This is a genomic window from Nisaea denitrificans DSM 18348 (assembly GCF_000426505.1).
GTDB lineage: Bacteria > Pseudomonadota > Alphaproteobacteria > Thalassobaculales > Thalassobaculaceae > Nisaea > Nisaea denitrificans.
Genome location: NZ_AUFM01000011.1, coordinates 1,386,643 through 1,412,340 on the forward strand (window position 1 = coordinate 1,386,643; position 25,698 = coordinate 1,412,340).

The following is a 25,698-nucleotide window of genomic DNA, read 5'->3' on the forward strand; positions in this document are numbered from 1 at the left end:
TCAGGCGCGGGAGAAGGCGCGGCGCAGACTGTCGCTCATAGCAGCGCACAGCTCCGGATTGCCGCCCTCTCCCCGCTCGATCACCAGATAGGATGGCGGTAGATCCGAAAACCCGTCAGCGGGCGAAAGCATGACCAGGTCGTCATGGATCGCGGAGCGGTTCAGGACACCCACAGCAATCCCCGCACGAATGGCCGCAGCCACGCCAACGGCGGTTTCGCTGGAATAGACGATACGGTACCGCCGCCCGCTGTCCCGCAACGATGAAATTGCGACGTCCCGCCACCAGCAGGCCCTGTCGAAGAGAGCAACCGGCAACGGATCGTCCTGCTGCACGGAATGCGCACGGGACGCCGCCCAGCCGATTGGCTCGGCCCAGAGCTGCTCCATGCCGGGCCCGACGCTGCCAACTTCGTGGACCGCAAGGTCCAGCTGACCTTCCGCCAATGCCTTCGGGAACACCGCGCTGAAGGAACAATGCACGCTGAGTTCGACACCGGGATATGTCCGGGCGAAGTCGGCCACCACACGTGAGAGCCGGCCTTCACGATCATCGTCGGGAATACCTACCCTCAGCTTCCCCGTCAGCACGCTCCCCGTCAGATCCGCCAGGGTTTCATCAAGCTGGCGCACCACACCGCGCGCCACCGGCTCCAGTTTCTCGCCGGTCGCCGTCAGACGCACGCCACGGCCGTGACGTTCGAACACATCAGCCCCGAGCAGGGCTTCAAGCTTTGCGATCTGGGTACTGGCAGCGGACTGGGACCTGTAGATCCGCGCCGCGCCGCCGACAAAGCTTCCCGCATCACTGATTGCGAGGAAAGTCCGCAGCAGATCGCTATCGAGATGAGACATACAAACCAATCGATAAAACCAATACCTGCTTTCAATATTATTCGTTTTTCAAAACCCTTCTCAAGCAGCAATCTGACCTGGACACCTTCCGGAGACGAGACATTGAGCGATTGCGCATCCACCAGGCCAACCATGGGCCGCCGGACCATCTGGACGTTTGGCGCAATCTTCGCGTCCCTGCTCGGACTTGCGCTGGTTTTCCCGTCCCTGAGCATGGAAACATTTCAGTTCGTTGGCTGGAGCCTTCTGGAAGTTTCCCCACTCGTCATTCCCGGCGTGCTGCTTTCAGCCTGGGTCCGGGCCAGTGGCGCCAGCGGACGAATATCCGAGATCTTCAGGGGCAATATGCACCGCACGATCCTGGCCGCGGCGGCGGTAGGCGCAGTCACGCCGGTCTGCGGCATCTCCGTCTTGCCTCTGATGGTCGGGCTGCTTGCCGGCGGCGTCCCGCTCGCCCCGGTCATGGCATTCTGGCTTTCCTCGCCGGTCACCGACCCGGCCATGCTGGCTACGACCGCCGCCACCCTCGGTGTCGAATTTGCTGTCGGTAAAACGCTCGCCGCCTTCTGTATCGGGCTGGCCGGGGGAAGTCTGACGGCAATGATGGCGCACAAGCCCTGGGCCATGGCGGCATTACGGGACAACTCAATCGTCGGCAGTCTCGGCCAGGTCTGCCAGACAAACGGCTTCACCCCTGCGATCTGGAAGGATACAGAAAACAGAACGGGCTTCTATCGTGAGATCCGGGCGACGACGCGCCTCATCCTGATCTGTCTGATCCCGGCCTTCGCCATGGAGCATCTGCTCGGCTATATGCTGACGCCGGAAGCCCTCTCCGCCTATGTCGGCTTGGGCAACTGGTGGTCGATACCGTTGGCAGTGCTGATCGGCGGGCCGCTCTATCTCGACGGCTTCGCCGCGCTGCCCCTGACGCGCTCCCTGCTGGACCATGGCATGTCGCCAGGAGCGGCCATGGGCTTTCTGGTCTCGGGCGGTGTCGTCAGCATTTACGGGGCGATGGCGATCCTGCCCGTTCTGAAGCTGAAGCCCTTCCTACTCTACCTGATCGTCGCCCTTACCGGCTCGCTCGCCGCCGGGTGGGCCTTCGATGCCGTCATCTGACGCTTCAGCCCACGCCGGTCGGTCCGGCGAGCTTCATCAGACCCGCTCTGACATCGTCGGGAATCGGCATTGATTTGCGGGCCTGCATGTCGAAGCAGACACCGACCACACGGGCCAGGCCGGTGACCTCGCCGTTGAACAGTATGGCCTGACGCATGATGAGAGAACTGTTCCCAAGTTTCTCGATCCGGGTGCCGACGCGAACCTGCCCCGGATAGTGCATTTCCTTCAGGTAATCGACCTCGATCCGGGCCACCACCCAGGAGAAACCACCCCGGTTCCCGCCATACATTTCGCCGGCCGCATCCGCGAACAGCATCACACGAGCGGACTCCAGATACACTCCGATCGCGTTGTTGTTCACATGGCCGACGGGATCCAGATCGGCGAAGCGGATTTTCTCCTCGATCCAGTAGCTGTAGCTATCGGCATCGCGTTCGTCGAAGCTTTCGAAATCACTCATTCCGTCCCCGCATACAAAAAGGGCCGCGCACAATGCGCGGCCCTGATGCTCGTGTCCGTCCGGCTCAATCGCCGTCGGATTCAGGCAGGTCCTCGCGCGTGACGCGGTCGCCCGGACGGTAATCGAGGATCACCGAAAAAACCAGCAACACCGCCAACGCCATCGTGATGCCGACGAAAATGTTAAATTGGCTGACATGCAGGTGATAAATGCCGGTCAGGAAGAAGCAGACAGCAACGACCACGAAAAGCAGCCAGTGCCGGGCCTTGCCGAGAAATATCTCACTCATCTCACATCTCCTACCGTGCTGGCTGAACGGCGGGAACAGCGCGCCGCCAGACATAGATCGATCCGGAAGCAACCAGCCCGACGCCAACGATGAGAACACCCGGGATACCAAACGGACTACCCGTGACCGGCACCATCAGGAACAGGGCCGAGACCAGGAACACTGCGCGTTGCAGCGGTCCGATCCGCCCCCGGCACCAGCCTTCGAGGCCAAACGAAAGCACCCAGAGTCCGAACAGCACCAGCGCGGTCGAAGTGAGCGTCATCCAGGTCGGCCCCTCAACCAGCAACGATGGGTTATAGACGAAAGCAAAGGGCACCAGGTATTTCGCAACCCCGACTTTCGTCGCCTCGAACGCCGTTGCCATAGGCGGTGTTCGGGCTATGGCAGCTCCCGCAAAGGCCGCCAGAGCCACAGGAGGCGTGATGGTCGAGACCACACCGAAGTAGAAGGCGAACATATGCGCCGCGATCGGATTCACACCGATCTTCTCCAGAGATGGCACGATCAGCGCGGCGACGGTGATATAGACGGCCGTCGTCGTCATCCCCATGCCGAGCAGGATCGCGGCGACTGCGGTCATGCTCAGAAGCAACGCAAGATTGCCGCCGGACAGCTCGATCACCGACTGGGTGAATTTCAGGCCGAAGCCGGAAGCGAAGATCGAGCCGATGATAATCCCCGCACAGGCGCAGGCGACCGATACCGCTACCGTTGACCGTACGCCGGATTCAAAAGCCGCGAGGATATCGACGGGACTCATCCGGGTGTGCGGGTTGATGAAACTGAGCGCGATCAGGCTGAGAATGCCCCAGAAGGCGGATTTCATCGGCGTATAACCGACCATCAGGAAGGCGATCAGGATGGCAAGCGACAACAGCAGGTGCCAGCCGCCCTTGAACACTTCCCAGGCCTGCGGCAGGCGCTCGACCGGAATGCTCTGGATGCCGTGCTTCTCGGCTTCCAGATGCACCATGAAATAGACGGTGACGAAATACAGGAAGGCCGGAATGGCAGCGGCGATGATCACCGTGAAATAACTGACCTGCAGGTTCTCCGCGATGATGAAGGCGGCAGCCCCCATGATCGGCGGCGTGATCTGCCCGCCGGACGAGGCACAGGCCTCCACGGCGGCGGCGAAACGGCCGCGGTAGCCGGTCTTCTGCATCAGCGGAATGGTGAAGGACCCGGTGGTCACCACATTGGCGACGGCGGAGCCGGAGACGGTTCCCATGAAAGCGCTCGAAAGGGTCGCGGCCTTGGCCGGACCGCCGACACGGTGTCCCGTGAGAGCAACCGCAAGGTCGATGAAAAAGCGCCCGGCACCCGACCTGATCAGGATGGCGCCAAAGACGATGAAGAGCACGATATAGGTCGACGCCACATAAAGCGGAATGCCGAACACGCCGTTGCTGCTCATGAACATGGTATCGATGTATTTCGAGAACCGGGTCGGCGGCCCATAGAAGATCCCGAAGAAATAGTGCGAATAGAGCGTGTGCACGACGAAAAACCCGGTCACGCAGACCATGGCCAGACCAACGGCCCGACGCGTGCTCTCAAGCACCAGCCCGATCAGTATTGCGCCGAAGAACATATCCAGAGGCTCCTTGGAGCCGAGACGCATATGGAAAGCGTCGATGTCCAAAAGCGTCCAAACCTGAATCACGATCACGAAACCGACAAGGATCATATCGATGGCGAAGCCCGCAGCGCGCAAAACATTACGCGGATCTCCGGGCAGCAGGATCGGGTCCTTGTGGCTTTTACGGAAGAGCGGATTGACCAGAACCGCCAAGGCCAGCATCACCGTCAAATGGATGGATCGGAAGGACCGTCCCTCCGGCGTGCCATACAGCGCAACATAGAGGTGGAATAGCGCCAGCGCGATGCTGATGGTGCAGCAAACGAGCGTGACGATATAGACAAGGTTCACGCGCCGGGAGACGAGAAGGTCTTCAAGGAAAGAATATTCCTTGACCTCATCGTACTCTAAGCGCCCTGCCGGCGCGGGCTGGCTGGATTCGCTCATGATCGGTCCGATGTTCTGAAAGAAGGTCATGGACCGGGGCGACCCCCCGGTCCATGCATAAGAGTTAGCTTAACTTAGCTGGCGGTTTTCACACCAAGCTCGTCGTAGCACTTCTGCGCACCCGGATGGACTGGGATGGCCGCGCCGTCCAGAGCGTTCTCCACCTTCACGCGGTTCCACACCTTCTTCACTTCGGCGAAGGCAGCATGGTTTTTCCAGAAGGACTTGCACATCTGGTAGACGGTTTCATCCGGCAGATCCTTGCTCACCACCATGTTGGTGACGATACCGAGGGACGGGATGTCGCTGGACAGGCCTTCATATGCAGACTTCGGAATTGAGCCTGTGATGAAACCCGGGTTGTCGTTCAGGATCTGCTTCAACTTGTCGTCAGACAGGCCGATGAAACGGATGCCCGGGCTGTGCTGCAGTTCAATGAAGGAGGCCTGCGGCACCGAGGTCGCCGCCATAAAGACATCGACGTGGCCGTCTTTCATCAGCGCAACAGACTCGGTGTAGCTCACGTAGTGAACCGTACCGCCGTTTTCCTTGATTTTGGCGAAGTCGAAGCCGTAGGCCTTCAGGATCGACTCAGCGAATGCCGTACCGGTCCAGCCGGCCTTGCCCGGGCTGATATTGGCGGCCTTCATGTCGTCGAAGGTCTTGATCGGTGAATCGGCTCGCACCGCTACCTGGAAGGTAGCCGGATAAAGCGTTGCGAAGTGGCGGACATTTTCATGTTTTTTAGTGAATTTTCCGCGCCCGGCAAAGCCGTTGTAAGACGTGTGAGCATAGGACCAGCCGATTTCCGCATCGCCGCCATCGACGGCCTTCACGTTGGAAATGCCGCCGCCGGACGTGTTGGACGTCGAGATGCCGGGCACTTCGTCACCGAGTACCTGCATGATTTTCGCACCCAGCGGATACCAGGAACCGCCGGCCGGGCCGGACACCATGCGAACAAAAGTATCGGCGTCTGCGGCAGTGCCGGCAAAGGCCAACGGGACAGCGACAAGCGCTGCCTTCAAGACATGCTTCATAATTTCCTCCCATTGAGCGCGACCTTGTGGCCGCTTTCGTGACGCTCCCCAGGAAGGGAAGCAATCTCGGCGCCCATAGTTCAGGACAAGGGCGTCCTGTGCAAGTCCGGGCGCTTAAGAGATTGCCTCTTTAACGGAAAGATGACGGCGACATTTACGAATATGTCGCCGGAATATATGCGTACTTCTAATGAATTTCCGGCTCAGGCGTCGGTGCCGTGCCTTCAAGCACGTCGAAGTCACAGCCCTTGTCCGCCTGGGTGATGTGAGCCGCATAGATGGCCCCAAAACCGCGCGCGAACTTAGCTTCCGGAGCTTTCCATGCCGCTTTCCGGGTCGCGAGTTCCGTCTCGTCCACCTGCAATTCCAGCGTCCGCCCCGGAATATCGAGGGCAATCATGTCACCGTCCCTGACAAGAGCCAGAGGGCCGCCGACAAAGCTTTCCGGCGCCACGTGCAACACGCAGGTGCCGTAGCTGGTGCCGCTCATCCGCGCGTCCGAGATCCGCACCATGTCGCGAACGCCTTGCTCCAGCAGCTTTTTCGGGATTGGCAACATGCCCCATTCCGGCATACCGGGTCCGCCCTGCGGTCCGGCATTTTGCAGAACGAGGACCGAATCCTTCGTCACAGGCAGATCTGGATCGTCGATCCGCGCCGCCATGTCATTGTAATCCTTGAACACTACGGCCGGCCCGGTATGCGTATGCAGAGACGGATCGGCGGCGATGTGCTTGATGATCGCACCACCCGGCGCTAGGTTGCCGCGCAACACGGCCAGTCCGCCCTCTGCCGAAAGCGCGTTGCTTCGCCGCCTGATGACATCCTCATTGTGGATGTCCTTGCCTTCGATATTCTCGCCGAGAGTTTTGCCATTCACGGTCATGCAGTCGAGATGCAGGATGTCCTTCATTTCGTTCAGCAACGCCGCGAGTCCGCCCGCGTAGAAAAAATCCTCCATCAGGTACTTACCCGACGGCCGGATATTGGCGAGGAACGGTGTGCGTTTGGAAATCTCATCAAACCGCTCGAGATCAAGCTCAACGCCGAGACGCCCGGCCATGGCGATCAAATGGACCACTGCATTGGTAGAGCCGCCCATCGCCATCACCGTGGTGATCGCATTCTCGAACGACTTCTCGGTGAACACGTCGGAAGGTTTGACGTCTTCCCAAACCATGTCGACGATCCGGCGACCGCAACGGGTCGCCATCCGGGCATGATTGCTGTCGGCGGCCGGGATGGAACCCGCGTCGGCAAGCGTCAGGCCAAGCGCCTCGGCGGCGCACATCATAGTCGCCGCCGTGCCCATGGTCATACAGGTGCCGGGGGTCCGGGCGATGCCGTCCTCGATCTCTTCCCAGTCATCCTCGGTGATGTTTCCCGCACGCAGCTCGGCCCAGTATTTCCAGGTATCGCTGCCGGAACCGAGTGTCTTGCCGCGCCAGTTACCGCGCAGCATCGGTCCCGCCGGCACGAAAAGCGCCGGAATGTTCATGCTGGCCGCGCCCATGAAAAGCGCCGGCGTGGTCTTGTCGCAGCCGCCGAGCAGCACCGCGCCGTCGCAGGGATAGGAGCGCAGGAGCTCCTCCGTCTCCAGCGCCAGAAGGTTACGGTACATCATGGTCGTCGGCTTCTGGAACGGCTCTGACAGAGAGATCGCCGGCATCTCGACCGGGAAGCCGCCTGCCTGCCAGACCCCCCGCTTCACCTCTTCCGCGCGGTCGCGAAAATGGGTGTGGCAGGGATTGATGTCCGACCAGGTGTTGATGATCGCGATGACCGGCTTTCCGGCCCAGTCCTCGCGGGCATAGCCCATCTGCTTTGCCCTGGAGCGGTGCCCGAACGAGCGCAGATCGTCGACCCCATACCAGCGGTAACTCCGCAATTCCTCATAGGATTTGCGCGCCATGAATTCCTCCCATTATCTCCGCCGAATGAAGCCCGCGGCGGGCCGGGTCCGCCTTTTCGGCGTGTTCTTTAGAGTGGTTTTTCCAGGACGAGCTCCATTGGATCGAAGCCAAACCCCCGGTAAGCGGCGAGTCCCGCAGCATTGCGCGCGAGCGTATGGATACGGAGCCGTCGGGCTCCCTGATTTTTCAGATGATCTTCAATGGCCCCGAGAAGCTGCAGGGCAATGTCCTTGCCGCGCCAACGGTGCAATACGAAGACATCGGAAACATAGCCGTGCGAGGCCAGTTCCGGAAAATTCAAAGGGTCCTGGTCCAGCGCCATCCAACCGGCGACGAAACCGGCGATATCGGCGCCAACCCAGGCAATGAAGATGGCCCCGGCGCCCTCTTCCGCGGAATGGATCAGATAATCGACATGTTCCGCCGCGACCCTGTCGCCCGGCTGCCGCGCCTGATGCAGGTAGCGCTCGAAATCTTTCAACTCGCGCACAAGGTCGGTCAGCCCTTCCCTGTCACTTGCGCGAGCCGGCAAAATTTCTACTGCATCCATGACTTAGGAACATCCCCGGGATAGCTGCGCGGATCCTGCCGCATTCGGAGAGGCAGTGAAGCCGGGGAGCCGGATCAAGTCAACCAACGCGCTCACGTCGACCCACGCGAATACTAGAGCGCGGGAGCGGACATGATACCGCAGTCCGGCGCCAGGGTGAGTTTCGGCTCGGTCAGCTCCTGAAGCCCCGCGAGGGTCAGACCCTCGACCATTTCGCGGACAACCAGCCCGTTGTTCGTCACGTCGATCACGGCAAGATCCGTGAAGATCTTCGTCACCACCTGCTTCGCCGTCAGCGGATAACTGCAGTTTTTGACGATCTTCGGCTCACCCTTGCGGGTCACATGGTCGGTCAGAACCCAGACCTGCTTGGCACCGGCTGCCAGATCCATCGCGCCGCCGACGCCGGGCGGGAATTTCGGATTCTCGGTGGTCCAGTTCGCAAGGTCGCCTGTCTCGGAAATCTCGAAAGCGCCAAGCAATGCGAGATCGATATGACCGCCACGGATCATCACGAAGGCATCGGAATGCACGAAGAAGGAGCCGCCCGGAACCAGGGTGATCGGGTCTTTCGATGCGTTGATCAGCTCGGGGTCTTCCGTGCCCGGCTCCGGGGCCGGACCTACTCCGAGAATGCCATTTTCACTATGTAGAACAATCTCGCGATCTTCAGGCATGAAGTTCGCGCATGTGGTCGGCAAGCCGATCCCGAGATTGACGTAACTTCCGTCGGGAATCTCGTTGGCGGCACGCCAAGCGACCTGATTCCGCGTCAATTTCGTCACTGCGATATCCTGTGACGCCGCTTCCATGGCCATACTGATGCTCCAGCTGCGTATTAAATCATGCCGTATAATAGCGCCCCACTCCTGCTTTTGAAGTGTTGCCGCCTCGCGCGACTGACCATATAACTCAGCTCGCACGTCCCGAATAGACGGGATTCCTTACGGATCACCCAAAGAGAAACGTGGATAGTGCCGGATTGTTGCCGGGTGAAACTTGCTGTACCCGCGTTCCGGCGCGGAGAAACAGGAGCTACGGATATGTCTGGTTACAGCGTCAAGCGCGGTCGGAGCCTACTCAACACCCCGGGCCCGACCAACGTGCCAGAGCAGGTTCTGCGGGCCATGGTCCGGAACCCGATGGATCTCGGCGATCCCGTCGCGCTGGCCATGATCGAGACCTGTTTCCGGGATCTCAAAAAAATCTTCCAGACCGAGCACGAGATCTTCATCTATGCCACCAACGGACATGGTGCCTGGGAAGCAGCCCTGGTCAACACCCTATCGCCAGGCGATTTGCTGCTTGTGCCGGAACTCGGCAATTTCTCGACCGGCTGGGGTGAGATGGCGGAAGCGCTGCAGATGCGCACCGAAACCATCAAGGGCGACTGGCGCCAAGCCATCGACCCGGCGAAGATCAGAGACCGCCTCGCCGCCGATAAAAACCACGAGATCAAAGGCATCCTGGTGATCCAGACGGATACCGCCACCAGCGTCACCTGCGACATCCCGGCGATCCGCAAGGCGATTGACGATGCCGGGCACCCGGCCCTGCTTCTGGTCGATACGATCCCGACCCTCGCCGTTACCGATTTCCGAATGGATGAATGGGGTGTCGACGTTGCCGTCGCCGCCTCCCAGAAGGGCCTGATGATGCCACCGGGCCTCGGTTTCGTTGCCGCCTCTCCGAAAGCGCTTGAGGTGCACAAGAAAGCGACGTCACAACGGCGCTACTTTGACTGGTCGCTGCGGCTCGCCTCAGAAAGCTACCGGACCTTCTGCGGCACCAGCCCGCAGACCCAGCTCTATGGCCTGCGGGCCGCACTCGACATGCTGCTTGAGGAAGGGCTGGAAAATGTCTTTGCCCGGCACAAGCGGCTGGCCCAGGCGACCCGGCTGGCGGTCGAGCATTGGGGCCAGGCCGGCGCCATGGAACTGAACGCGATCAATCCGGATCAGCGCGCGGACGGCGTGACCACCATCCTGCTCAAGGAAGGCATCGACGGCACGCAGATCCGGGATGTCTGCCGTGATGAATTGCAGTGCGCACTCGGCGGCGGCTTGCGCAATCTCAGCGGCAAGGCGTTCCGTATCGGCCATATGGGCGATATGAACGAGCCGATGCTTTACGGAGCGCTGGCGAGTGTCGAAGCCACCTTCGCCTATCTCGACATCCCTTACACGCCGGGCGGGGTGACCAAGGCCATCGAGTATCTGGTGGAATGCCGCAAACGCGGCGGTAAGGCCTGAGCCTGCGCGCCCAGACCCGCCAACCGGAGCCCGGCCGCCTTCAGGCGGCCGCGGCGACTGCCGGTACGCGGAACACCCGGTCGACGAAAACCCCCGGCGTCACAACAATCTCAGGATCGATTTCGCCCAGCTCAACGATTTGGCGTGCTTCAACGATGGTGAGCTCGGCCGCAGTGGCCATGACCGGACCGAAATTCCGGGCAGACTTGTTATAAATCAGGTTGCCCCAACGGTCAGCCTTCTCAGCCTGAACGAGCGCCACGTCGCCTTTCAGAGCATACTCCAGCACGTATTCCCGCCCGTCGATCTCGCGGACTTCCTTACCCTCGGCAAGCTGAGTTCCGACGCTGGTCGGCGTGTAGAATGCGGCAATTCCAGCACCGGCAGCGCGCATGCGCTCGCTCAGTGTACCCTGCGGGACCAGTTCCAGTTCGATCTTTCCGGCAGCATAAAGCTCATCGAAAGCGACCGAGCCTGCTGAACGCGGATAAGAGCAGACGATCCGGCGCACCCGGCCCTCTTTCAGGAGAGCCGCAAGGCCCCGATCTCCGGTCCCGGCATTGTTCGAGACCACCGTCAGATCACGGGCACCCTGATCAAGCAGCGCGTGGATAAGGTCCGTCGGCACGCCAGCAGCACCAAATCCGGAAATCAGGACCGTACTTCCATCCTTCACACCGGACACCGCATCAGCGCGCGCCTCAACGATCTTGTTAATCGCCACACCCGACCCCTTATGTATTTCAATTGGATAATCGAAGAGCCTTTATGCCGATGCCGTGCGGCTCCGTCCAGCCTCGATTATTGACCCCAAGCCCCTGGTTAGCATCAGTCTTTAACGAACCCTTAAACAGCATCCTGTAGTATGGCGAGCATGAGCTCACTCAATTACATCTCGAAAGCGTCGCTGGAACACACCCTGCACCAGCACATGCTGTGGCTGGATGATCCAGCGTGCGGAAAGCCCGCAGATCTTTCGGGAACCAACCTGTTTGGCAGCGACTTCCGCAGCAAGAAAATGCGGAACGTCGTGATGCGCGGCGCCAATCTTCAGGGTGCAAACCTTGAAGGAGCCGACCTGTCTGGAGCCGATTTGACCGGCGCCGACCTGATGTCCGCGAACTTCCGTGGCGCGAAATTGGAAAAAACCAATTTCACGTCGGCAGTCATTGCTTCTGTCGATTTCACCGACGCGGACATGCGTGGCGCAAATCTGTCCCGCACCCGGGGGCGGTTGACAGAGACCAAATGGTCCGGAACCGAAAGTGATACAACGCCGCTCAATCTCTCTCATGCAAAGCTGCATCATGCCAATTTGGAGAGAGCGGACCTGTCTGGGGCCATCCTGGAAAACGCCGATCTCTCCGGCGCGAACCTGGAGCGCAGCAATCTTTCCAATGCAAAACTGTCCGGAGCCACCCTGCGAAACGCAAAACTCGTGGGTGCAGCTCTTGACGCTGCTGACCTGAGCCAGTCCATCGCGACCGGGGCCGACCTAAGCGGCGCCACCCTCAAAAATGCGAAAATTCAGGGCGCTAATATGATTGGGGCCCGAATCAAGGACACAGACCTATCCGGGGTCGATATGGCGAGTGCCCGGTTGCACGCGGCCATGGACCCGATGTCCGTGGAACTGCATCGCCAGCTCATCGAGCATGATTTCTGGGTCTCGACCGGTGGCGCCCGCGGCGCCCGAGCAGATCTTGACGGCGCCAATCTCGATAATGCGGACTTGAGAAACCTCAATCTCAGCGGTGCTCAAATGCGCGGCGTGAGTTTCCGCGGCGCTCAATTCAACGGCTCCATGCTGATCCTGGCAAATCTCACCAACTCAGATTTCGAGATGGCGAGTCTGCGAGGCTGTAATCTTTCCGGAGCCTGCTTGTGGGGATGTAATCTGCGCCGTGCAGACCTGACGGACACAATCATCCAACCCGCGCCGATCAGCTCAAGCGACGGCTCAAAAGCCGGCCGCGTCCAGAAAACAAATCTGCGGGCGACGAACCTCGAGAACACTTTGCTTGGGCCGCTCAATCCGGATGACGTCCTGATGGACGATCCTCGGATCGCATCCTGAGGCAAGCCCCCGAGCCGGTTCACGTCGAGCTAGCTCACATCGAATTCCACGCGGAAATCTACAGAGAATCCGCCACCGTCAATTCTGCGGTCGGCTGGACCGAACTCTGTGGCGAAGCTCCGAAAGGTTCACGGTGGAAACGCTCTTGAGCGGCAGCAGGCCGCCAAGCCCCATCCGCAGCGTATGTTCGATCTTTTCTTTCGAATAGCGTGAGACCGGATCGCTGACAGCCAGTGTAAGCGCAGCAGAAAGCGCTTCTTTAATCCGCTCCCGGTTCGCGAGAATAAGATCTGCAACCTCGGTATCGTAAACATTGATCAGGACTCGCCCCAGACACTCGAACTTATCGACTCTCGGGTCGCCCGTATTTGGCGATGCAACAATCTCATCGGGAAACGGAACGGCATGGATCGAATTTTCCACCGCCACCATGCGCAACCGGAACAGATGGGTTAGCACGGACATACCGGTGAATACGCCCGTCACGCGCATCATACCCATGTAATTTGCGCTGCCGACGAGAGGGAACCCAAAAACCAGATCGCAGATGAAATTCAGTATGAAGAGCCCGAGGGCCATCAACATACTTACGGAAGCAAGAATAGCTGCCGCAATGGTTGCCAGCCAAAGAAAGTACTTGAAATCAAGCCCGGCAATCCGGGCCGGCGCCGGCGCATTTTTTGGGGACGCTGTTTTTTTAGGCGCAGGTTTTCCGTCCCCCCCCGCCAGCGGAGTGCTCGGCGCTTGACCGTCTGCCTCTGACGGCTTTTCATCCTGCTTTTGACTTTCACCCTCAGACACAGGAGCGCTCCCTCACTATTTGAAGAGCTATAGTCAGATGAGCTTGCAGGAAACCGAGGGCCATATCGGAGATCTCAAACAAGGATCGCCATGTCTTGATCGATCTGGTTGCGGTAGGAGTGCAATTCACGCAGCCGGACTTCAACAGCCTCCGGCGTCAAAGGCTTATCGAACAGGTAACCTTGAGCCAGATCGCACCCGTGCATTTGAATATCGGCAAGTTGCTTATTCGTTTCGACACCTTCTGCGACACAGACAGCGCCCATGGCCTTTGTCATCGCAACGATAGCCTGGACGATTGCATTGCTGCCTTTGCTCGTCTCCATCGTTTGCACGAATGACCGGTCGATCTTCACAACGCTGACCGGCAAATCGGTGATGTGGACAAGGGAGGAGTAACCGGTGCCAAAATCATCGACAGCTGTCGGCACGCCCATTTTAACAAGTTCATCGAAAAGCTTTTTCGCCGCCCGGATGTCGGCAACAATACTCGTCTCGGTCAGTTCGCACTCAAGCGCGCTTGGCGCGACCCCCGCATCGCGAAGAAGGTTCGACAGAAACGGCACCAGCCGGTTCTCGCGAACATCCTCCGCACCGATATTAAAGGCGACCGGAACGGTCTTAAGCCCCGCCGCTTGCCATTCCTTGATCTGCGCGACAAGCCGTTCGAGCACAATGAATGTCAGGTCCGGTGCAATACCCGCCTGGTCCGCAATCGGCAAAAATTCACTTGGGCCAACGAGACCGCGCTTCGGATGGTTCCAACGGATCAGCGCCTCAAGTCCCGAAATCTCTCCGGTCTGACAATCCACCTTCGGCTGGTAGGCCAGCCAGAACTCCTCCTTACGCTCGGAAACCGCACGCCGGAGATCATGCTCGACAACCAGGTTCCGAACCGCCTCACGGTGAGTCTCGTCCTCGTAGATCTCTGTGCTGCCTATCGCTTTCTGCATTGCTGCATTCAGGGCGAAACGGGCCTTGCGCACAACATCCTCAGGATCGAGCCCCGGATCGGTGATCCGGCTTATTCCGAAATGCGGAACGATGCGCGCAGCGTTTTCGCTCGGTGAATAACTGACCTCGACGCAGTGTCGCAGCTTTTCGACCAGCCCCGCGAGATCGTCAGCCTCGCCTTCGATCGAGACCACAACACCTAAGGTTGAATCGTCTAGCAGAGCAATTTCAGAGACCGCCTCCAGGCGGCCCAGTCGGTCCCCCGCTTCCCTGACAATCCGTGAACGCGTTGCTTCGCCGAGCGTGCCCGCAAAAAAACCGAGGCGGCCCAAGGAGATCGCAATCACCATTGCCGTACCGTCGAGCGGAAACTCACGAGAAAGGACGCGTTGTCCAATCCGGGTACAGAATCCGACCAGGTTGGGCAATCTGGTTGCCGGATCGTTAAATGCAGCCCAAACAAGTTTTTCTTCCAGAGAAACCCTGCTGTGCCGATCCCGCAAAACCAGAAGACAACATCTGCGGGCATTGCGGTAGACAACGGAAGAACGGCCTTCAAGCAACAAGCCGGATCCATCGCTGCAGCGCCCGCTGATCTCGATAACGTCCCCGTCACCGCCGGGAACAAGCATGTCGCAATCCGGAAAATAATTCGCGAAAGGGCTGCCGATCAGCTTCCTTGCCGGCAACCCAAGCGTTTCGAGCGCAGACGTGTTTGCCGCAACGACAAGACCGCCTTGATCGATCAGAAACACGCTATCGTGCAACGCGTCGAACGAACTGAACTGGTCAGCGATATCTGTGTCACTCATCAATTGGTCCAGGAACCTATGCAAGCTTAATAATCAAGCCAGCGAAAACAGCTTGAACTGTCGCAAACCGTCAATTTAAAGGTGTAGCCTCCGTGAACCTAAGAAACGGTAAACGCACTTAACTTTCTTTGGCGCTGAGTCTTCAGAGGTAACGATTTTCGCGCTCAGCGGCGTTTCCGATGACGGCGCCTCATGGTGCGTGGCTGACACCGGAATCGTTACCGACAAGCTTCTTCCAGCACAGCGGTAAGCTCATCGGGCATATCGACCATGATGTCATGTCCGCAAGGCAGGCTTCTCACATCCCAGTCCGGATTGCCGCTCAGTTTCTCGACACAGGCGTCGAACTGCGGGGCTTTATACCCGCCTGCCCGGACATAGTACTTGCTGGAAATACTATCCACTGCGCCCGTCAGCCGGACCGGCTGGGTAAAACAGGAAATCGGGAAATTCGTGCATTTCGCATCGACCCACGCCTGATCCGCCTCGTTCACACGAAACGACGCAGCCGGGGTCGGCGGCATCCACCATCCATCGCCGACAGACCTGATTTGCTCGAAGGCCAGCTTGACCCGCTCGGGCGGGCGCGAGTCCATTGCGCTCTCCCCGTCCGAAGGGACAAAGGCATCGACATAGACAAGCGATTTGATCCTGGATGCTTCCCGGTCCGCGGCGCCGGTGATCACCATGCCGCCATAGGAATGCCCGCACAGGATCACGGACTCCAGATCCTCCCAGGACAACAGGTTGGCGACATCTAGAATATGGGTCTGGAGCCTGACCGACGGAGACAGCAGATGCGAGCGGTCGGCAAGTCCCGTCAGGGTTGGCGTATAAACATCATGTCCTGCAGCGCGGAGCCGGTCGGCGACCCGCCGCCAACACCAGCCACCATGCCATGCTCCGTGAACCAGTACGAAAGTTGCCATAACCAAGCCATTCCAGAACTATCGTTCGCCAAGACCACACAGTTTTCATGGTCGTGCGGCGCCACTGGATGGTGACACCAGCAGGTGTGTCCGACAAGCGCTGTAAGGCTTCTGGCGTGTTTCATCGGGAAACAAGTTCATATGATGAAATTTCAATAACCGCGAAGGATGCACGAATCGCGCGGTCCGAAGCGATCCATCCGCCTCAGTCAGATAAAATTCACCTCAATGCGGCCGAGTTCGCCAAGATCCGCGACACATTTGGCCGGCTCGTCAAAATGCACTGTCTTGACGATACTGCCCAGAAGCACAAATTCTCCGGCCTTGAGCGGACGCCCCTGCTTGCAACGCAGATTTGCCAGCCAGGCGAGGGCTTCGAACGGATGGCCGAGTATATCGGCCCCAACACCGGCTCCGGCTTCGTCGCCGTCGATATAGAGATTACCCGTGATGGCCGCGAGGTCGAGATGCTGCCAGTTCAGTACCGGCGCTCCGAGAACCGCTCCGGAATTGAAGAAATTGTCCGCCACGAGCATCGGGACCGGCAAGGACGGGTAATCGACGTAGCGGTCGTCAACAAGTTCGACCGCGGGCAGGACCGCCTCGACGTAACCGCCGACCGTCTCCCGCGTAAACGCCTCGTCCTTGACCAGATCGTGCAAGAGCAGGACCCCGATTTCGACCTCGATACCGATCCGGTGATAGAGCTCTATCTGAACATCCGCGCGCTCATGAAACTCCATGGTGGCGAAAACCTCGCCGGCACATGGCTCGCTGATCTTCATATAGTCCTGCATCACCTTGGTGGTACAGCCGATCTTGTGACCGACCACCGGCCCGAACCCCGCCTGTGTAAGATGCGCGTTCAGCTGGTTCTGCAATTCGTATCCGTCCGCGACCGTCTCCGGCATAAGCGCGTCGGGAAGACGGTCCGTCGGTCCACCGCCGAGGCGCGCCGCCGCGAGAATCTCGACAGCGCGCGCCGTGTTTTCGGCTGAGGTCATGATGTCTCCTTCTGGGAGGTTTTGAGGATGGACGCAGCCGCATCGGCGAGCACCTGGCACCCGGCGACAATGTCTTCCTCATGACTGTCCTCGGCGAAATCGTGGCTGATGCCGCCGATGGACGGAATAAACAACATGGCACAGGGCAGCGCTTCGCTCAGTACCATCGGATCGTGTCCGGCCGCACTCGGCATCCGCCGCCATTTTCCCGGAGACGTCTTCTCTGCAGCAGCCGCCAGATGGTCCTGGAAGCTTTCATCCATGTCACATGGCGGGACCGGCGTGCGGGAGCGCTCGGCACTCGCCTTGATGCGGCCCTCCGCATTCACTTCGGCGATCAGCTCCGCGACGATTTCCTCGAACTTGTCGAGCAACGCCTCTTCGCTGTCCCGGAATTGCAGGGTGAGTTCGGCATAGCCCGGCACAATCGACGCCGCTCCGGGCTCGATCTCTACGCGTCCGAGCGTCCAGACCGTGGTCGGCTTGGCATGTTTCGGAAATTCCTCGTGGATGCGGCTGGCGACCCGGAAAAGCGCCGTTGCCGCATCCTTGCGTCGCGCCATCGTGGTCGTGCCGGCATGGTTCTGCTCGCCGACGAATTTCAGGGTCATGCCGCGAATACCGACGATGCCGGTGACGACACCGATCTGTTCTCCCGCATCTTCCAGCCAGGCGCCCTGCTCGATATGCGCCTCGAGGTAACCGACATAGCGGCCCTGTTCCATCCGCAGGCGCGGAACATCGGTCAGCCCCGCATCCTTCAGCGCATCGGTCAGCTTCACACCATCCCTGTCAGTCGCGTTTGCCTCCACTTCGGGATCGAGGGTGCCAATCCATGACCGGGACCCGATGCAGCCATAAAACCGGCTTTCCTCGTCCTGCCAGGAAATCACATCGACAGCGAGATCGGACGTTTCCGGATCTTCCGCCAGCGCACGCGCGACCTCCAGCCCATAAATCACGCCAAGCGCACCGTCCAGCCAACCGCCGCGCGGCTGCGTGTCCGAGTGAGAGCCGACGATCAGGGCCGGGCCGTTCTTGCGAGACCGGCCGAGTACATTGGCGACACCGTCCAGAGTGGTATCGAGACCGGCATCTTCGAACCGCTTTTTCAGCCAGCGCCGCGCCTCCATATCCTTCTCGCTCAAGGCAGGCCTGACCACCCCCGTTTCGACTGCTCCAATGGAGCGCAGGGTTTTCAGATCGTTCAGCAAACGCTCGGCATTAATTCTAGGCATCGGTCCCTCTTGGAAAATCAGCGGGCATCCTAAAGATCTAAGCCGCCGGACATAACCCCGATAACCTGAACGGGACCCTTCCTGGCCCCTCGCCGCCGTTTTTACGGGACCGTTCCGCGCACCGCCGCCATGGTGTAGCCTCCGGCGCGAGCGATCGATAAAGGATAAAGAGCAATGACTGTACCGGCCCTGACAACCGTCTCCGAAGCCAAGGCCTTTGGCGGAAAGCAATTTGTCTATTCCCACGCCTCGGCAGAGACCGGGACCGATATGCGTTTTGCGGTCTACCTGCCGCCAGCGGCCGAAACGGCCAAAGTGCCCGTGCTCTGGTATCTCTCCGGACTGACCTGCACCGAGGCGAATTTCACGGTGAAGGCCGGCGCACAGCGCGATGCGGCTGCGTTGGGAATCGCCCTGATCGCGCCGGACACCAGCCCGCGCGGCGACGGCGTCCCTGACGATCCGGATGGCGCCTACGATTTCGGCCTTGGCGCCGGTTTCTATGTCGACGCGACAGAAACTCCGTGGGCCTCCAACTACAGGATGCGCAGCTACATCGAGAAGGAGCTGCCGGTTCTTGTCGAACAGGCTTTGCCGCTCGATATGACGCGGCAGGCGATCACGGGGCACTCAATGGGCGGTCATGGCGCGCTCACCATCGCCCTGAGAAACCCGGACCGGTTCAAAAGCGTTTCAGCCTTCGCCCCGATCTGCTCGCCGATCAACTGCCCGTGGGGCGACAAGGCGCTGACCGGCTATATCGGCGCTAACAAGGCCGACTGGCGGGAGTATGATGCCTGCGCCCTGATCGAGGATGGCGCCCGGGTGGCTGATATCCTGGTCGACCAGGGACTGGCGGACGGTTTTCTCGAAGGTCAGCTGAAGCCCGAGCTTCTGGAGGCGGCCTGCGATAAATCCGGAATCCGCCTGACCATGCGGCGCCAGGAAGGTTACGATCATTCCTACTATTTTATCGCCAGTTTCATGGAAGATCACATGCGCTGGCATGCGGAAAGGCTGGTCTGAAAAGCCTCGACTAGTCCCCGGAGCGATTAAGGGGTTGATTATAAGACCATGATCGCAAGCGCTACCGTTGCCATCGGCGGAATCGGCTTGTTCCTGATCGGGATGCTGATTCTGACCGATGGCCTGAGAAGCCTGATCGGGAACAGTCAGCGCCGTGTCATGGCGCAATTGACGAACAGCCCCGCGACGGGAGCGCTGACCGGGGCGCTCATGACTGCGGTTGTCCAGTCCTCCAGCGCGACGACAGTAACGGCAGTCGGTTTCGTCGGCGCCGGTCTGCTGACCTTTACCCAGGCATTGGGTATCATTTTCGGCGCAAATATCGGCACCACCCTGACCGGCTGGATCGTGGCCGTCCTCGGCTTCAAGCTGCAGCTCGGCGCGATCGCGTTACCTATTCTCCTGCTTGCCGTTCTGGTGAAGTTTTTCGGCAAGGGACGGACCGCCCTCGCCGGATGGTCTCTGGCCGGGTTTTGCCTGATTTTCATCGGGCTCAACACGATGCAGGACGGTATGGAGCTGTTCGGCGGCGTGATCACGCCTGACGATTTTCCGGCAGATACCTTTTTCGGCCGGCTGCAGCTCGTCGGCATCGGCATTGCGATCACCCTGGTAACCCAGTCCTCCAGCGCCGGTATTGCGACGGCGATGGTCGCGCTCGGCAGCGGAACGATCAACCTGCCCCAGGCGGCGGCGATGATCATCGGTATGGACGTTGCCACCACCTTCACAGCCGTTCTCGCGGCCACTGGCGGATCGACCGCCATGCGCCAGACCGGCTTTGCCCACTTGATCTACAATGTCCTGACCGGGATTCTTGCCTTTTCCCTGCTGACCCCCTTCGCAAACATCGCCGCCCAATTCATGGACCCAGCCGCGCCCGGCTCCGACCAGTTGGCACTGGTTGCATTTCACACCTCGTTCAATACACTTGGTGTCCTGCTCATTCTCCCGGTCACGGGCCTGTTTGCGCGGCTGATATTGTGGCTGATACCGGACGACGGGACCGATCTTGCGCGCAGGCTGGACAACAGGCTTTTGCCTGATACCGCCGCCGCGACAGATGCGCTGGCCGGCACCTTGACCGAGTGCGCCATGATCCTCTTCGATCACCTGCATGGCGCGATAGATCGCTCCCATAGAGGGAAAACCCGGCTCGATCTGGCAAGAATCCGGGATGCCATAAGCAAGTCCGAACTCTATGCCACCGACATTCAGGCTCGACGCGCGGCCGTAACAGGGATCGGACGGTTCACTGCCGCGATTCATGCCCTTGATCACCTGCGCAGGCTCTGTCACCGGGCAAGCCAGTCACAACGGATCGTGACGATCGCCCATGACCCGGCCCTCCGAGAGGTCAGTGCGCAATTTGTCACCCTGCTCGCCAATATTTCCCAGAGCCAGGACCTGAAAGCGGCAGAACATGACTTTGATGCACTGCGCAAAGGACTGAGAGATCAGCGGCACCGCATTCGGGAGGACGCAGCGCAAAACGCCGCAGCCGGACTGCTATCGTTTGATGACACAATCAATCGGCTGGACAGCATCCGCTGGCTGCACCGCAGCGCCTATCACGTCTGGCGCATCGCCCATCACTTGAGCGATATCACCGCTTTGGAAAAGCAACATGACGTCCCGGCCAGTGACGTTGAACTTGAAGCCGAGCTGGACTGACCCGGCCATCACCCCGGCACGCGATAGCGATAAATCTGAGCGCTCGTGGCTTCCGGCACTGTCTCCACAGTCTCTGCCGTCCAATCCGGAAAAGCGAAGGTGCTCGTAATCACCACAGAACCCGGTCGTAGATCGCCAATGAGTTTCCGCTCCAGGCCGCGCATCGGCGTGACCATCAGATAGCAGAATACGAGATCTCCATCCGAGAGATCTGTTTTCATGAAATCCTTCCGGCGGATTTCGAGGTTCGGGCGGCGCTGGACGAGACGACGGACTTGGCAGACGAGCCATGGCACAGGCGAAAGTTCGAGGGCCACGACCCGTGCCTGCGGATAGCGCGCAGCCAGCGCGAAGGCGATCCCGCCCCAGCCGCATCCGAGCTCGTAGATCGTCGCCGGTGCAAAATTCTCCGGTATCAGCCGGAAGATGGCCTGGCGTGCTGACGGATGTGACGGCATCGGCGGTACACCCGTCCGCACGGTATAATAAAGAATTGAAAGCGCGCTCAGCAGCAGGACCGCAAACAGCACTGCCTCGGCCGCTCCATGATCGAGCAACTCGCCAAGAAGATTGCCGAGGGACGGGGCCTGCGTGCTAATTTCATCTCCCATCGTCTAATGCCCTTGTGCGCTCGATCGAGGCGACAGCCTCACAGTAACCCGGAGCCCCCATGTCCCTCACCGAACGCCTGACCGGGCTCCCGCTCCGGGAAAACTTTCCGATCGCACTGGTTGGCCTCGGCCACGGCGCCATCCATTGGACGGACGCGGTCTTCTACCTGCTGCTCCCCGCCCTGTCGACGACGCTGGGCCTCAGCTACACGGAGACCGGGGCGCTGGTCAGCGTGTTTCATTTCAGTGCCTTCGGCGCAAATTTCTTCAGCGGGCCGTTGGTGGACCTTTCCGGTCGCCGGGTCATCTTCCAGGTCTTGTCGGTCGCTATCGGTGCGTTGGCATTGATGGTCATGGGGCTCGCCACCACCTTCTTCGCCCTCGCAGGGCTTGTCGTGGTGCTCGGCGTCACCAGCAATCTCTGGCACCCTCCGGCAATCTCCTTCCTGTCAAACCGCTATCCGAAGAACCGGGGTTATGCGCTGTCCATCCACGGGCTCGGCGCCAGTGCCGGCGATACACTCGCGCCATTGACCGCCGGCGCCCTGATGGCCGCGTTCGGCTGGCAGCAGGCAGCTGAAATCTCCGCGCTCCCCGCGCTCGCTGTTGCCGGCATCCTCTTTATCGGCCTGATGCGCTACGAGACAAGAAAAGCGGAAGATACGGCCGCGCGCGGTGTCGGGTTGTTGGAATATTTCGCCGGTATTCGCTCCGTCATCGCGAACCGCGCCATCCTCGGCCTCTGTGTGATGAGCGGGTTCCGTTCGATGACACAGGGCGGGTTGCTGGCCTTCCTGCCACTTTATCTGGCCAACGTCATGCATTCCGGCCCCGTCATGATCGGCATCGCCATGGCCGCGATGCAGGTCGGCGGCGTCATTGCGACGCCCGCCGCCGGGATCTGGTCGGACCGGGTCGGGCGGCGCACGGTCGTCCTCGCCGGGCTGACTGCTTCCACCGTCCTGATTGCCAGCCTGACGTTCCTCGGCAACGAAGCAGCCTTCATCGCCGGAATATCCCTGCTCGGCTTTGTGCTCTACGCGGTGCGACCGGTTGTGCATAGCTGGATGATGGACCTGACGCCGGATCATCTCAGCGGCTCTGCGACCAGCCTGATGTTCGGCACGCAAAGCGGCTTTTCCATCGTCATGCCGATCATCGGCGGCATGCTGGCGGACCAGTTCGGCCTCGCTTCCGTCTTCTATATGCTCGCGGGCACCATCCTGATGACCAATATCCTGACCCTCGGCCTGCCGAAAGAACGGCCCGCCGCATCAGCCGGGTGAGAGCCCGTCAGCGAAGGTCGAGATTACGCCGGATCGCGGTCGCGGCATCGTCGATCAGCTCATGCGCCTGATCCACCATCCGGGTCAGGTTGATGAAAGCGTGGCAAACCCCCGGATAGAGCTTGTAGTCGACTGGCACGCCTGCGGCTTTCATCCGGTCATGCATCAGGATGGAATCATCCCGGAGCGGATCGAGACCGGCCGGATAGAGTTGCGTCGGAGGCAATCCGGCAAGATCCGCCTTGAGAGGACAAGCCAGCGGGTTGGCCGCATCCGCATCGTCGCGCAAATAATGGTTCCAGTACCACCGCATGGAAGCGGTCGAGAGCCCAAAGGAACCGTCGCCGAACAACGTGTGGGACTCATCTTCCAGATCCCGGTCGAAGCAGCCGTAGAACAGGGTGAGAGAGCGGATCGGACTGCCGCCCTTGTCGCGCATCGCCAGAGCCGACCCAAGCGCCAGGTTGGCGCCTGCGCTGTCGCCGCCGACGGCGATCTTTGCCGTATCCAGGCCCCAGTCCTGCCCATTGTCCCGGACATGCTCAATAGCGGCGACACAGTCCTGCAATGGCGCGGGGAACTTGTTCTCCGGCGCGAGGCGGTAATCGACTGCAACCACAGCGCATCCGCTCTGCAGCGCGAGATAACGCATCGCCCGATGATGTGTCTCAAGCGAACCGACAACCCAGCCACCACCGTGGAAATAGATCAGAGCCGGTGCCGGTCGCGGTACGTTCGGATATAGCAGGCGCACCCGGATCGGGCCATTCGGGCCTTCGATATGCTCTTCGCGCACATCCGCCATTTCCGGCAAGTCCTGGTTCCACCAGGATCGCTCCGCTTCCATCCGGACACGGGATTCCGGCGGGGTCGGGTCCAGGGGGAGCGGCGGAAGCCCTTCCTCTTCGACGATCTTAATCATCCGCTCCATGGCCTGCGCCATCTGCGGATCAATCGAATAGTCAGCCGCCTCGCTCATAGCATCCCCCGAATGCGCTCGCTGTTTTCAGCAACTTAGCAGCGCTTTGCATGCACCGCCAAGATACGGCGCGGAACCGGATCAGTAACGATCCGCGAAGGATGGCAAGGTGCCGTCAGAAGCGCTCCGCAAAGCTCCGCTGTGCTCGTTTAAAACGCTCCGCAAAGCTCCGCTGGGTTTGTTTAAAAACGCTCCGCAAAGCTCCGCTCAACCGGCCCCTCCGCCGTCACCTCGATCCCGTTGAGAGTGCGTTCGCTCATCGCCTGACGCCAGGACAGCATGCCCCGAGCGGCCGCCAGTTCCTCGGTCGCATAGTCCGGGTGACCGGAGAGGTTCACCAGTTCATGCGGATCGTTTTCCAGATCGAAAAACAGCGGCGCTAAACCGGCGAAATGGACGTATTTGAACCTGCCCTCCCGGCGTACCGCGAGCTGGCACTGATCGAGCCGCAAACCGAGTTCTTTCTCCGGCACCCCGCCGACGACATCCCGGAAATCGAATTCCCAATGAGCGGCATCGCGCCATGTGGACGGCTCCTTGCCCTCCAGAAACGGCAGCAGCGACCGACCGTCATACTGCAACGGTGTCGGGATACCGGACCATTCCGCCAGGGTTGGCGCGATATCGATGGATTCCGTGAACCGGTCGACCCTGACGCCGCGCGGGCTATCCGCTCCCGGCATCCGGACAATGAGCGGAATGTGATAGCTCTGCTCGAAATAGCCGAGTTTGCCGAACAGATGATGATCGCCCAGCATTTCCGCGTGATCGCTGGTCAGCACGATCAGTGTGTCCTCATAGACACCTGCTTTTTTTAGCCCGTCGACCAGACGTCCGAGCTGTGCATCGACTTCGGCCACCATGGCAAAATAGATTGCCCGCACCGCGCGGATCTCGTCGTCGCTCCAGTCCGTCACCAGCCGGTCCCCACCTCCGGGCACGAAAGACCTGGACGGCACCCGGTCCAGCACGAAACGCAGGAAGGGATGCTGTGCCGCTTCCGCTTCGACGGACGCCGCCCGGCTTGGCTGCGGCACCAGCGCATCATCGACCATTGAATTGTAGGGCTCCGGTACCGAAAACGGCGGGTGCGGCCGGATGAAGGAGAGATGAGCGAACCAGGGCTTGTCCGCGTCCTGCTGCCCGAGATAATCGAGGAAACGCTCGGTGATGTAGCCGGTTTCCGTATGCTCCGACGTGAATTTCGGCGTCAGATCCTCCCGGCTGAAGGGACCGTCCTGCGGCACCGAACCGTAGACACCCTTGAGACCGCCGGACGCATCCTCACCCTTGCCATCCAGCCAGTGCAGCCAGTCGAGCGCATGTTCGTCGTAACGGGTGTGTCGCTCGAACCCCGGCAGTACTTCTTCATAAGTGGTAAGGCGCGGGTCCTTCGGGTGCCGGGTCCGCGGGTCGAGAGTCTGGTCCGTATAGCCGAGCAGCACCGGGCCGTACCCGGCCCGGCGGCCTTCCTGCGCGATGTTGGTGAACCGCGCATCCAGCGGGCTGCCATTGCGGCAGACCCGGTGGTTCATCTGGTAGAGCCCGGTGTAGAGCGACGCGCGGGCCGGCGAGCAGGGCGCCGCCTGGCAATAATGTCTTTCGAACAGCACGCCGTCGGCAGCCAGCGCATCGATATGCGGCGTCCGCACCGCAGGATGACCGAGGATGGAGAGGCAGTCGCCGCGCCACTGATCGGCGGTGATAAGCAGGATGTTTCCGGGTAACGCCATGACGCCTCACATTCACACTTTTCTGGCACACACTTCCGGCACGCACTTCTGGATACCG

General features: G+C 60.2%; 23 protein-coding genes. 6 read left to right on the plus strand and 17 right to left on the minus strand.

All coding sequences use genetic code 11. The annotated features are described in order from the left end of the window. Entirely contained in the window at positions 1–855 is an 855-nt protein-coding gene (locus tag K328_RS0107495) for a LysR substrate-binding domain-containing protein (RefSeq protein WP_028465453.1), read from the minus strand. A 102-nt stretch (positions 856–957) separates the two neighbouring features. Here K328_RS0107495 and K328_RS0107500 point away from each other — a divergent pair, with 102 nt between their 5' ends. Further along, positions 958–1,977 (plus strand): permease, encoded by a 1,020-nt coding sequence (locus K328_RS0107500; RefSeq protein WP_028465454.1) that lies wholly within the window; start codon positions 958–960, stop codon positions 1,975–1,977. A gap of 4 nt (positions 1,978–1,981) precedes the next feature. On the opposite strand, the gene K328_RS22960 is transcribed toward K328_RS0107500, so the two are convergent. The 7 genes from K328_RS22960 to K328_RS0107535 all read right to left on the minus strand — a co-directional run bounded on the left by K328_RS22960 (position 1,982) and on the right by K328_RS0107535 (position 9,082). Next, on the minus strand, positions 1,982–2,440 hold the full coding sequence (locus tag K328_RS22960) for an acyl-CoA thioesterase (protein WP_051284622.1): 459 nt from the start codon (positions 2,438–2,440) through the stop codon (positions 1,982–1,984). 64 nt (positions 2,441–2,504) lie between these two features. Continuing rightward, entirely contained in the window at positions 2,505–2,729 is a 225-nt protein-coding gene (locus tag K328_RS0107510) for a hypothetical protein (RefSeq protein WP_028465455.1), read from the minus strand. Positions 2,730–2,739: 10 nt separating this feature from the next. Further along, entirely contained in the window at positions 2,740–4,761 is a 2,022-nt protein-coding gene (locus tag K328_RS22965) for a TRAP transporter permease (protein WP_169721186.1), read from the minus strand. Between the two features lie 74 nt (positions 4,762–4,835). Beyond that, positions 4,836–5,801 carry a TAXI family TRAP transporter solute-binding subunit gene (locus K328_RS0107520; protein ID WP_028465456.1) on the minus strand — a complete coding sequence of 322 codons (966 nt, stop codon included), beginning with the start codon at positions 5,799–5,801 and terminating at the stop codon, positions 4,836–4,838. 187 nt (positions 5,802–5,988) lie between these two features. Beyond that, complete coding sequence (gene araD / locus K328_RS0107525; protein WP_028465457.1) at positions 5,989–7,713, minus strand: L-arabinonate dehydratase; 1,725 nt, start codon at positions 7,711–7,713, stop codon at positions 5,989–5,991. 68 nt (positions 7,714–7,781) lie between these two features. Continuing rightward, on the minus strand, positions 7,782–8,264 hold the full coding sequence (locus K328_RS22970; RefSeq protein ID WP_036553230.1) for a GNAT family N-acetyltransferase: 483 nt from the start codon (positions 8,262–8,264) through the stop codon (positions 7,782–7,784). Between the two features lie 113 nt (positions 8,265–8,377). Then, a complete protein-coding gene (locus K328_RS0107535) occupies positions 8,378–9,082 on the minus strand; it encodes a 3-oxoacid CoA-transferase subunit B (RefSeq protein WP_281169427.1) in 705 nt (234 codons plus the stop codon). 225 nt (positions 9,083–9,307) lie between these two features. Here K328_RS0107535 and K328_RS0107540 point away from each other — a divergent pair, with 225 nt between their 5' ends. Beyond that, positions 9,308–10,516 carry a pyridoxal-phosphate-dependent aminotransferase family protein gene (locus K328_RS0107540; protein WP_028465459.1) on the plus strand — a complete coding sequence of 403 codons (1,209 nt, stop codon included), beginning with the start codon at positions 9,308–9,310 and terminating at the stop codon, positions 10,514–10,516. 40 nt (positions 10,517–10,556) lie between these two features. On the opposite strand, the gene K328_RS0107545 is transcribed toward K328_RS0107540, so the two are convergent. Further along, positions 10,557–11,240, minus strand: a complete 684-nt coding sequence (locus K328_RS0107545; protein WP_028465460.1) for a 3-oxoacid CoA-transferase subunit A — start codon at positions 11,238–11,240, stop codon at positions 10,557–10,559. Between the two features lie 150 nt (positions 11,241–11,390). On the opposite strand from K328_RS0107545, the gene K328_RS0107550 reads away from it, so the two are divergent. Next, positions 11,391–12,593 carry a pentapeptide repeat-containing protein gene (locus tag K328_RS0107550; protein ID WP_028465461.1) on the plus strand — a complete coding sequence of 401 codons (1,203 nt, stop codon included), beginning with the start codon at positions 11,391–11,393 and terminating at the stop codon, positions 12,591–12,593. A gap of 78 nt (positions 12,594–12,671) precedes the next feature. On the opposite strand, the gene K328_RS0107555 is transcribed toward K328_RS0107550, so the two are convergent. The 5 genes from K328_RS0107555 to K328_RS0107575 form a co-directional block, all read right to left on the minus strand. Next, positions 12,672–13,394: a hypothetical protein gene (locus K328_RS0107555; RefSeq protein WP_028465462.1), complete on the minus strand. Its 723-nt coding sequence runs from the start codon at positions 13,392–13,394 to the stop codon at positions 12,672–12,674. 74 nt (positions 13,395–13,468) lie between these two features. After that, positions 13,469–15,160 (minus strand): sensor domain-containing protein, encoded by a 1,692-nt coding sequence (locus K328_RS0107560; protein WP_028465463.1) that lies wholly within the window; start codon positions 15,158–15,160, stop codon positions 13,469–13,471. A gap of 218 nt (positions 15,161–15,378) precedes the next feature. Continuing rightward, positions 15,379–16,089 carry an alpha/beta fold hydrolase gene (locus K328_RS0107565; protein WP_028465464.1) on the minus strand — a complete coding sequence of 237 codons (711 nt, stop codon included), beginning with the start codon at positions 16,087–16,089 and terminating at the stop codon, positions 15,379–15,381. 209 nt (positions 16,090–16,298) lie between these two features. Beyond that, complete coding sequence (locus K328_RS0107570; RefSeq protein WP_028465465.1) at positions 16,299–17,093, minus strand: 2-keto-4-pentenoate hydratase; 795 nt, start codon at positions 17,091–17,093, stop codon at positions 16,299–16,301. Further along, positions 17,090–18,331: a hydantoinase/carbamoylase family amidase gene (locus tag K328_RS0107575; protein ID WP_028465466.1), complete on the minus strand. Its 1,242-nt coding sequence runs from the start codon at positions 18,329–18,331 to the stop codon at positions 17,090–17,092. The genes K328_RS0107570 and K328_RS0107575 overlap by 4 nt, the downstream gene beginning before the upstream one ends. Positions 18,332–18,505: 174 nt before the next feature. Between K328_RS0107575 and fghA the strand changes: the two genes are divergently transcribed. Then, positions 18,506–19,357 (plus strand): S-formylglutathione hydrolase, encoded by an 852-nt coding sequence (gene fghA, locus K328_RS0107580; RefSeq protein ID WP_028465467.1) that lies wholly within the window; start codon positions 18,506–18,508, stop codon positions 19,355–19,357. 48 nt (positions 19,358–19,405) lie between these two features. Next, positions 19,406–21,031, plus strand: coding sequence for a Na/Pi cotransporter family protein (locus K328_RS22975; RefSeq protein WP_036553232.1), 1,626 nt, complete (start codon positions 19,406–19,408; stop codon positions 21,029–21,031). A gap of 8 nt (positions 21,032–21,039) precedes the next feature. Here the strand turns inward: K328_RS22975 and K328_RS22980 are convergent, their stop codons facing one another. Then, entirely contained in the window at positions 21,040–21,642 is a 603-nt protein-coding gene (locus K328_RS22980; RefSeq protein WP_051284624.1) for a class I SAM-dependent methyltransferase, read from the minus strand. Between the two features lie 59 nt (positions 21,643–21,701). On the opposite strand from K328_RS22980, the gene K328_RS0107595 reads away from it, so the two are divergent. Next, positions 21,702–22,928, plus strand: a complete 1,227-nt coding sequence (locus K328_RS0107595; protein ID WP_051284625.1) for an MFS transporter — start codon at positions 21,702–21,704, stop codon at positions 22,926–22,928. Between the two features lie 7 nt (positions 22,929–22,935). Here the strand turns inward: K328_RS0107595 and K328_RS0107600 are convergent, their stop codons facing one another. Next, the gene (locus K328_RS0107600) at positions 22,936–23,907 is read right to left on the minus strand and encodes an alpha/beta hydrolase fold domain-containing protein (RefSeq protein WP_036553233.1); all 972 of its coding nucleotides are present in this window, start codon (positions 23,905–23,907) and stop codon (positions 22,936–22,938) included. Positions 23,908–24,089: 182 nt separating this feature from the next. After that, complete coding sequence (locus K328_RS0107605; protein ID WP_028465470.1) at positions 24,090–25,640, minus strand: alkaline phosphatase family protein; 1,551 nt, start codon at positions 25,638–25,640, stop codon at positions 24,090–24,092. Positions 25,641–25,698: the final 58 nt, after the last annotated feature.

Bases quoted from the DNA above. Each gene is read 5' to 3' on its own strand.
- K328_RS0107495 (WP_028465453.1), bottom strand. From the start codon at position 855: ATGTCTCATCTCGATAGCGATCTGCTGCGGACTTTCCTCGCAATCAGT.
- K328_RS22960 (WP_051284622.1), bottom strand. From the start codon at position 2,440: ATGAGTGATTTCGAAAGCTTCGACGAACGCGATGCCGATAGCTACAGC.
- K328_RS0107510 (WP_028465455.1), bottom strand. From the start codon at position 2,729: ATGAGTGAGATATTTCTCGGCAAGGCCCGGCACTGGCTGCTTTTCGTG.
- K328_RS22965 (WP_169721186.1), bottom strand. From the start codon at position 4,761: ATGAGCGAATCCAGCCAGCCCGCGCCGGCAGGGCGCTTAGAGTACGAT.
- K328_RS0107520 (WP_028465456.1), bottom strand. From the start codon at position 5,801: ATGAAGCATGTCTTGAAGGCAGCGCTTGTCGCTGTCCCGTTGGCCTTT.
- araD (WP_028465457.1), bottom strand. From the start codon at position 7,713: ATGGCGCGCAAATCCTATGAGGAATTGCGGAGTTACCGCTGGTATGGG.
- K328_RS22970 (WP_036553230.1), bottom strand. From the start codon at position 8,264: ATGGATGCAGTAGAAATTTTGCCGGCTCGCGCAAGTGACAGGGAAGGG.
- K328_RS0107535 (WP_281169427.1), bottom strand. From the start codon at position 9,082: ATGGCCATGGAAGCGGCGTCACAGGATATCGCAGTGACGAAATTGACG.
- K328_RS0107540 (WP_028465459.1), top strand. From the start codon at position 9,308: ATGTCTGGTTACAGCGTCAAGCGCGGTCGGAGCCTACTCAACACCCCG.
- K328_RS0107550 (WP_028465461.1), top strand. From the start codon at position 11,391: ATGAGCTCACTCAATTACATCTCGAAAGCGTCGCTGGAACACACCCTG.
- K328_RS0107560 (WP_028465463.1), bottom strand. From the start codon at position 15,160: ATGAGTGACACAGATATCGCTGACCAGTTCAGTTCGTTCGACGCGTTG.
- K328_RS0107565 (WP_028465464.1), bottom strand. From the start codon at position 16,089: ATGGCAACTTTCGTACTGGTTCACGGAGCATGGCATGGTGGCTGGTGT.
- K328_RS0107570 (WP_028465465.1), bottom strand. From the start codon at position 17,093: ATGACCTCAGCCGAAAACACGGCGCGCGCTGTCGAGATTCTCGCGGCG.
- K328_RS0107575 (WP_028465466.1), bottom strand. From the start codon at position 18,331: ATGCCTAGAATTAATGCCGAGCGTTTGCTGAACGATCTGAAAACCCTG.
- fghA (WP_028465467.1), top strand. From the start codon at position 18,506: ATGACTGTACCGGCCCTGACAACCGTCTCCGAAGCCAAGGCCTTTGGC.
- K328_RS22975 (WP_036553232.1), top strand. From the start codon at position 19,406: ATGATCGCAAGCGCTACCGTTGCCATCGGCGGAATCGGCTTGTTCCTG.
- K328_RS22980 (WP_051284624.1), bottom strand. From the start codon at position 21,642: ATGGGAGATGAAATTAGCACGCAGGCCCCGTCCCTCGGCAATCTTCTT.
- K328_RS0107595 (WP_051284625.1), top strand. From the start codon at position 21,702: ATGTCCCTCACCGAACGCCTGACCGGGCTCCCGCTCCGGGAAAACTTT.
- K328_RS0107600 (WP_036553233.1), bottom strand. From the start codon at position 23,907: ATGAGCGAGGCGGCTGACTATTCGATTGATCCGCAGATGGCGCAGGCC.
- K328_RS0107605 (WP_028465470.1), bottom strand. From the start codon at position 25,640: ATGGCGTTACCCGGAAACATCCTGCTTATCACCGCCGATCAGTGGCGC.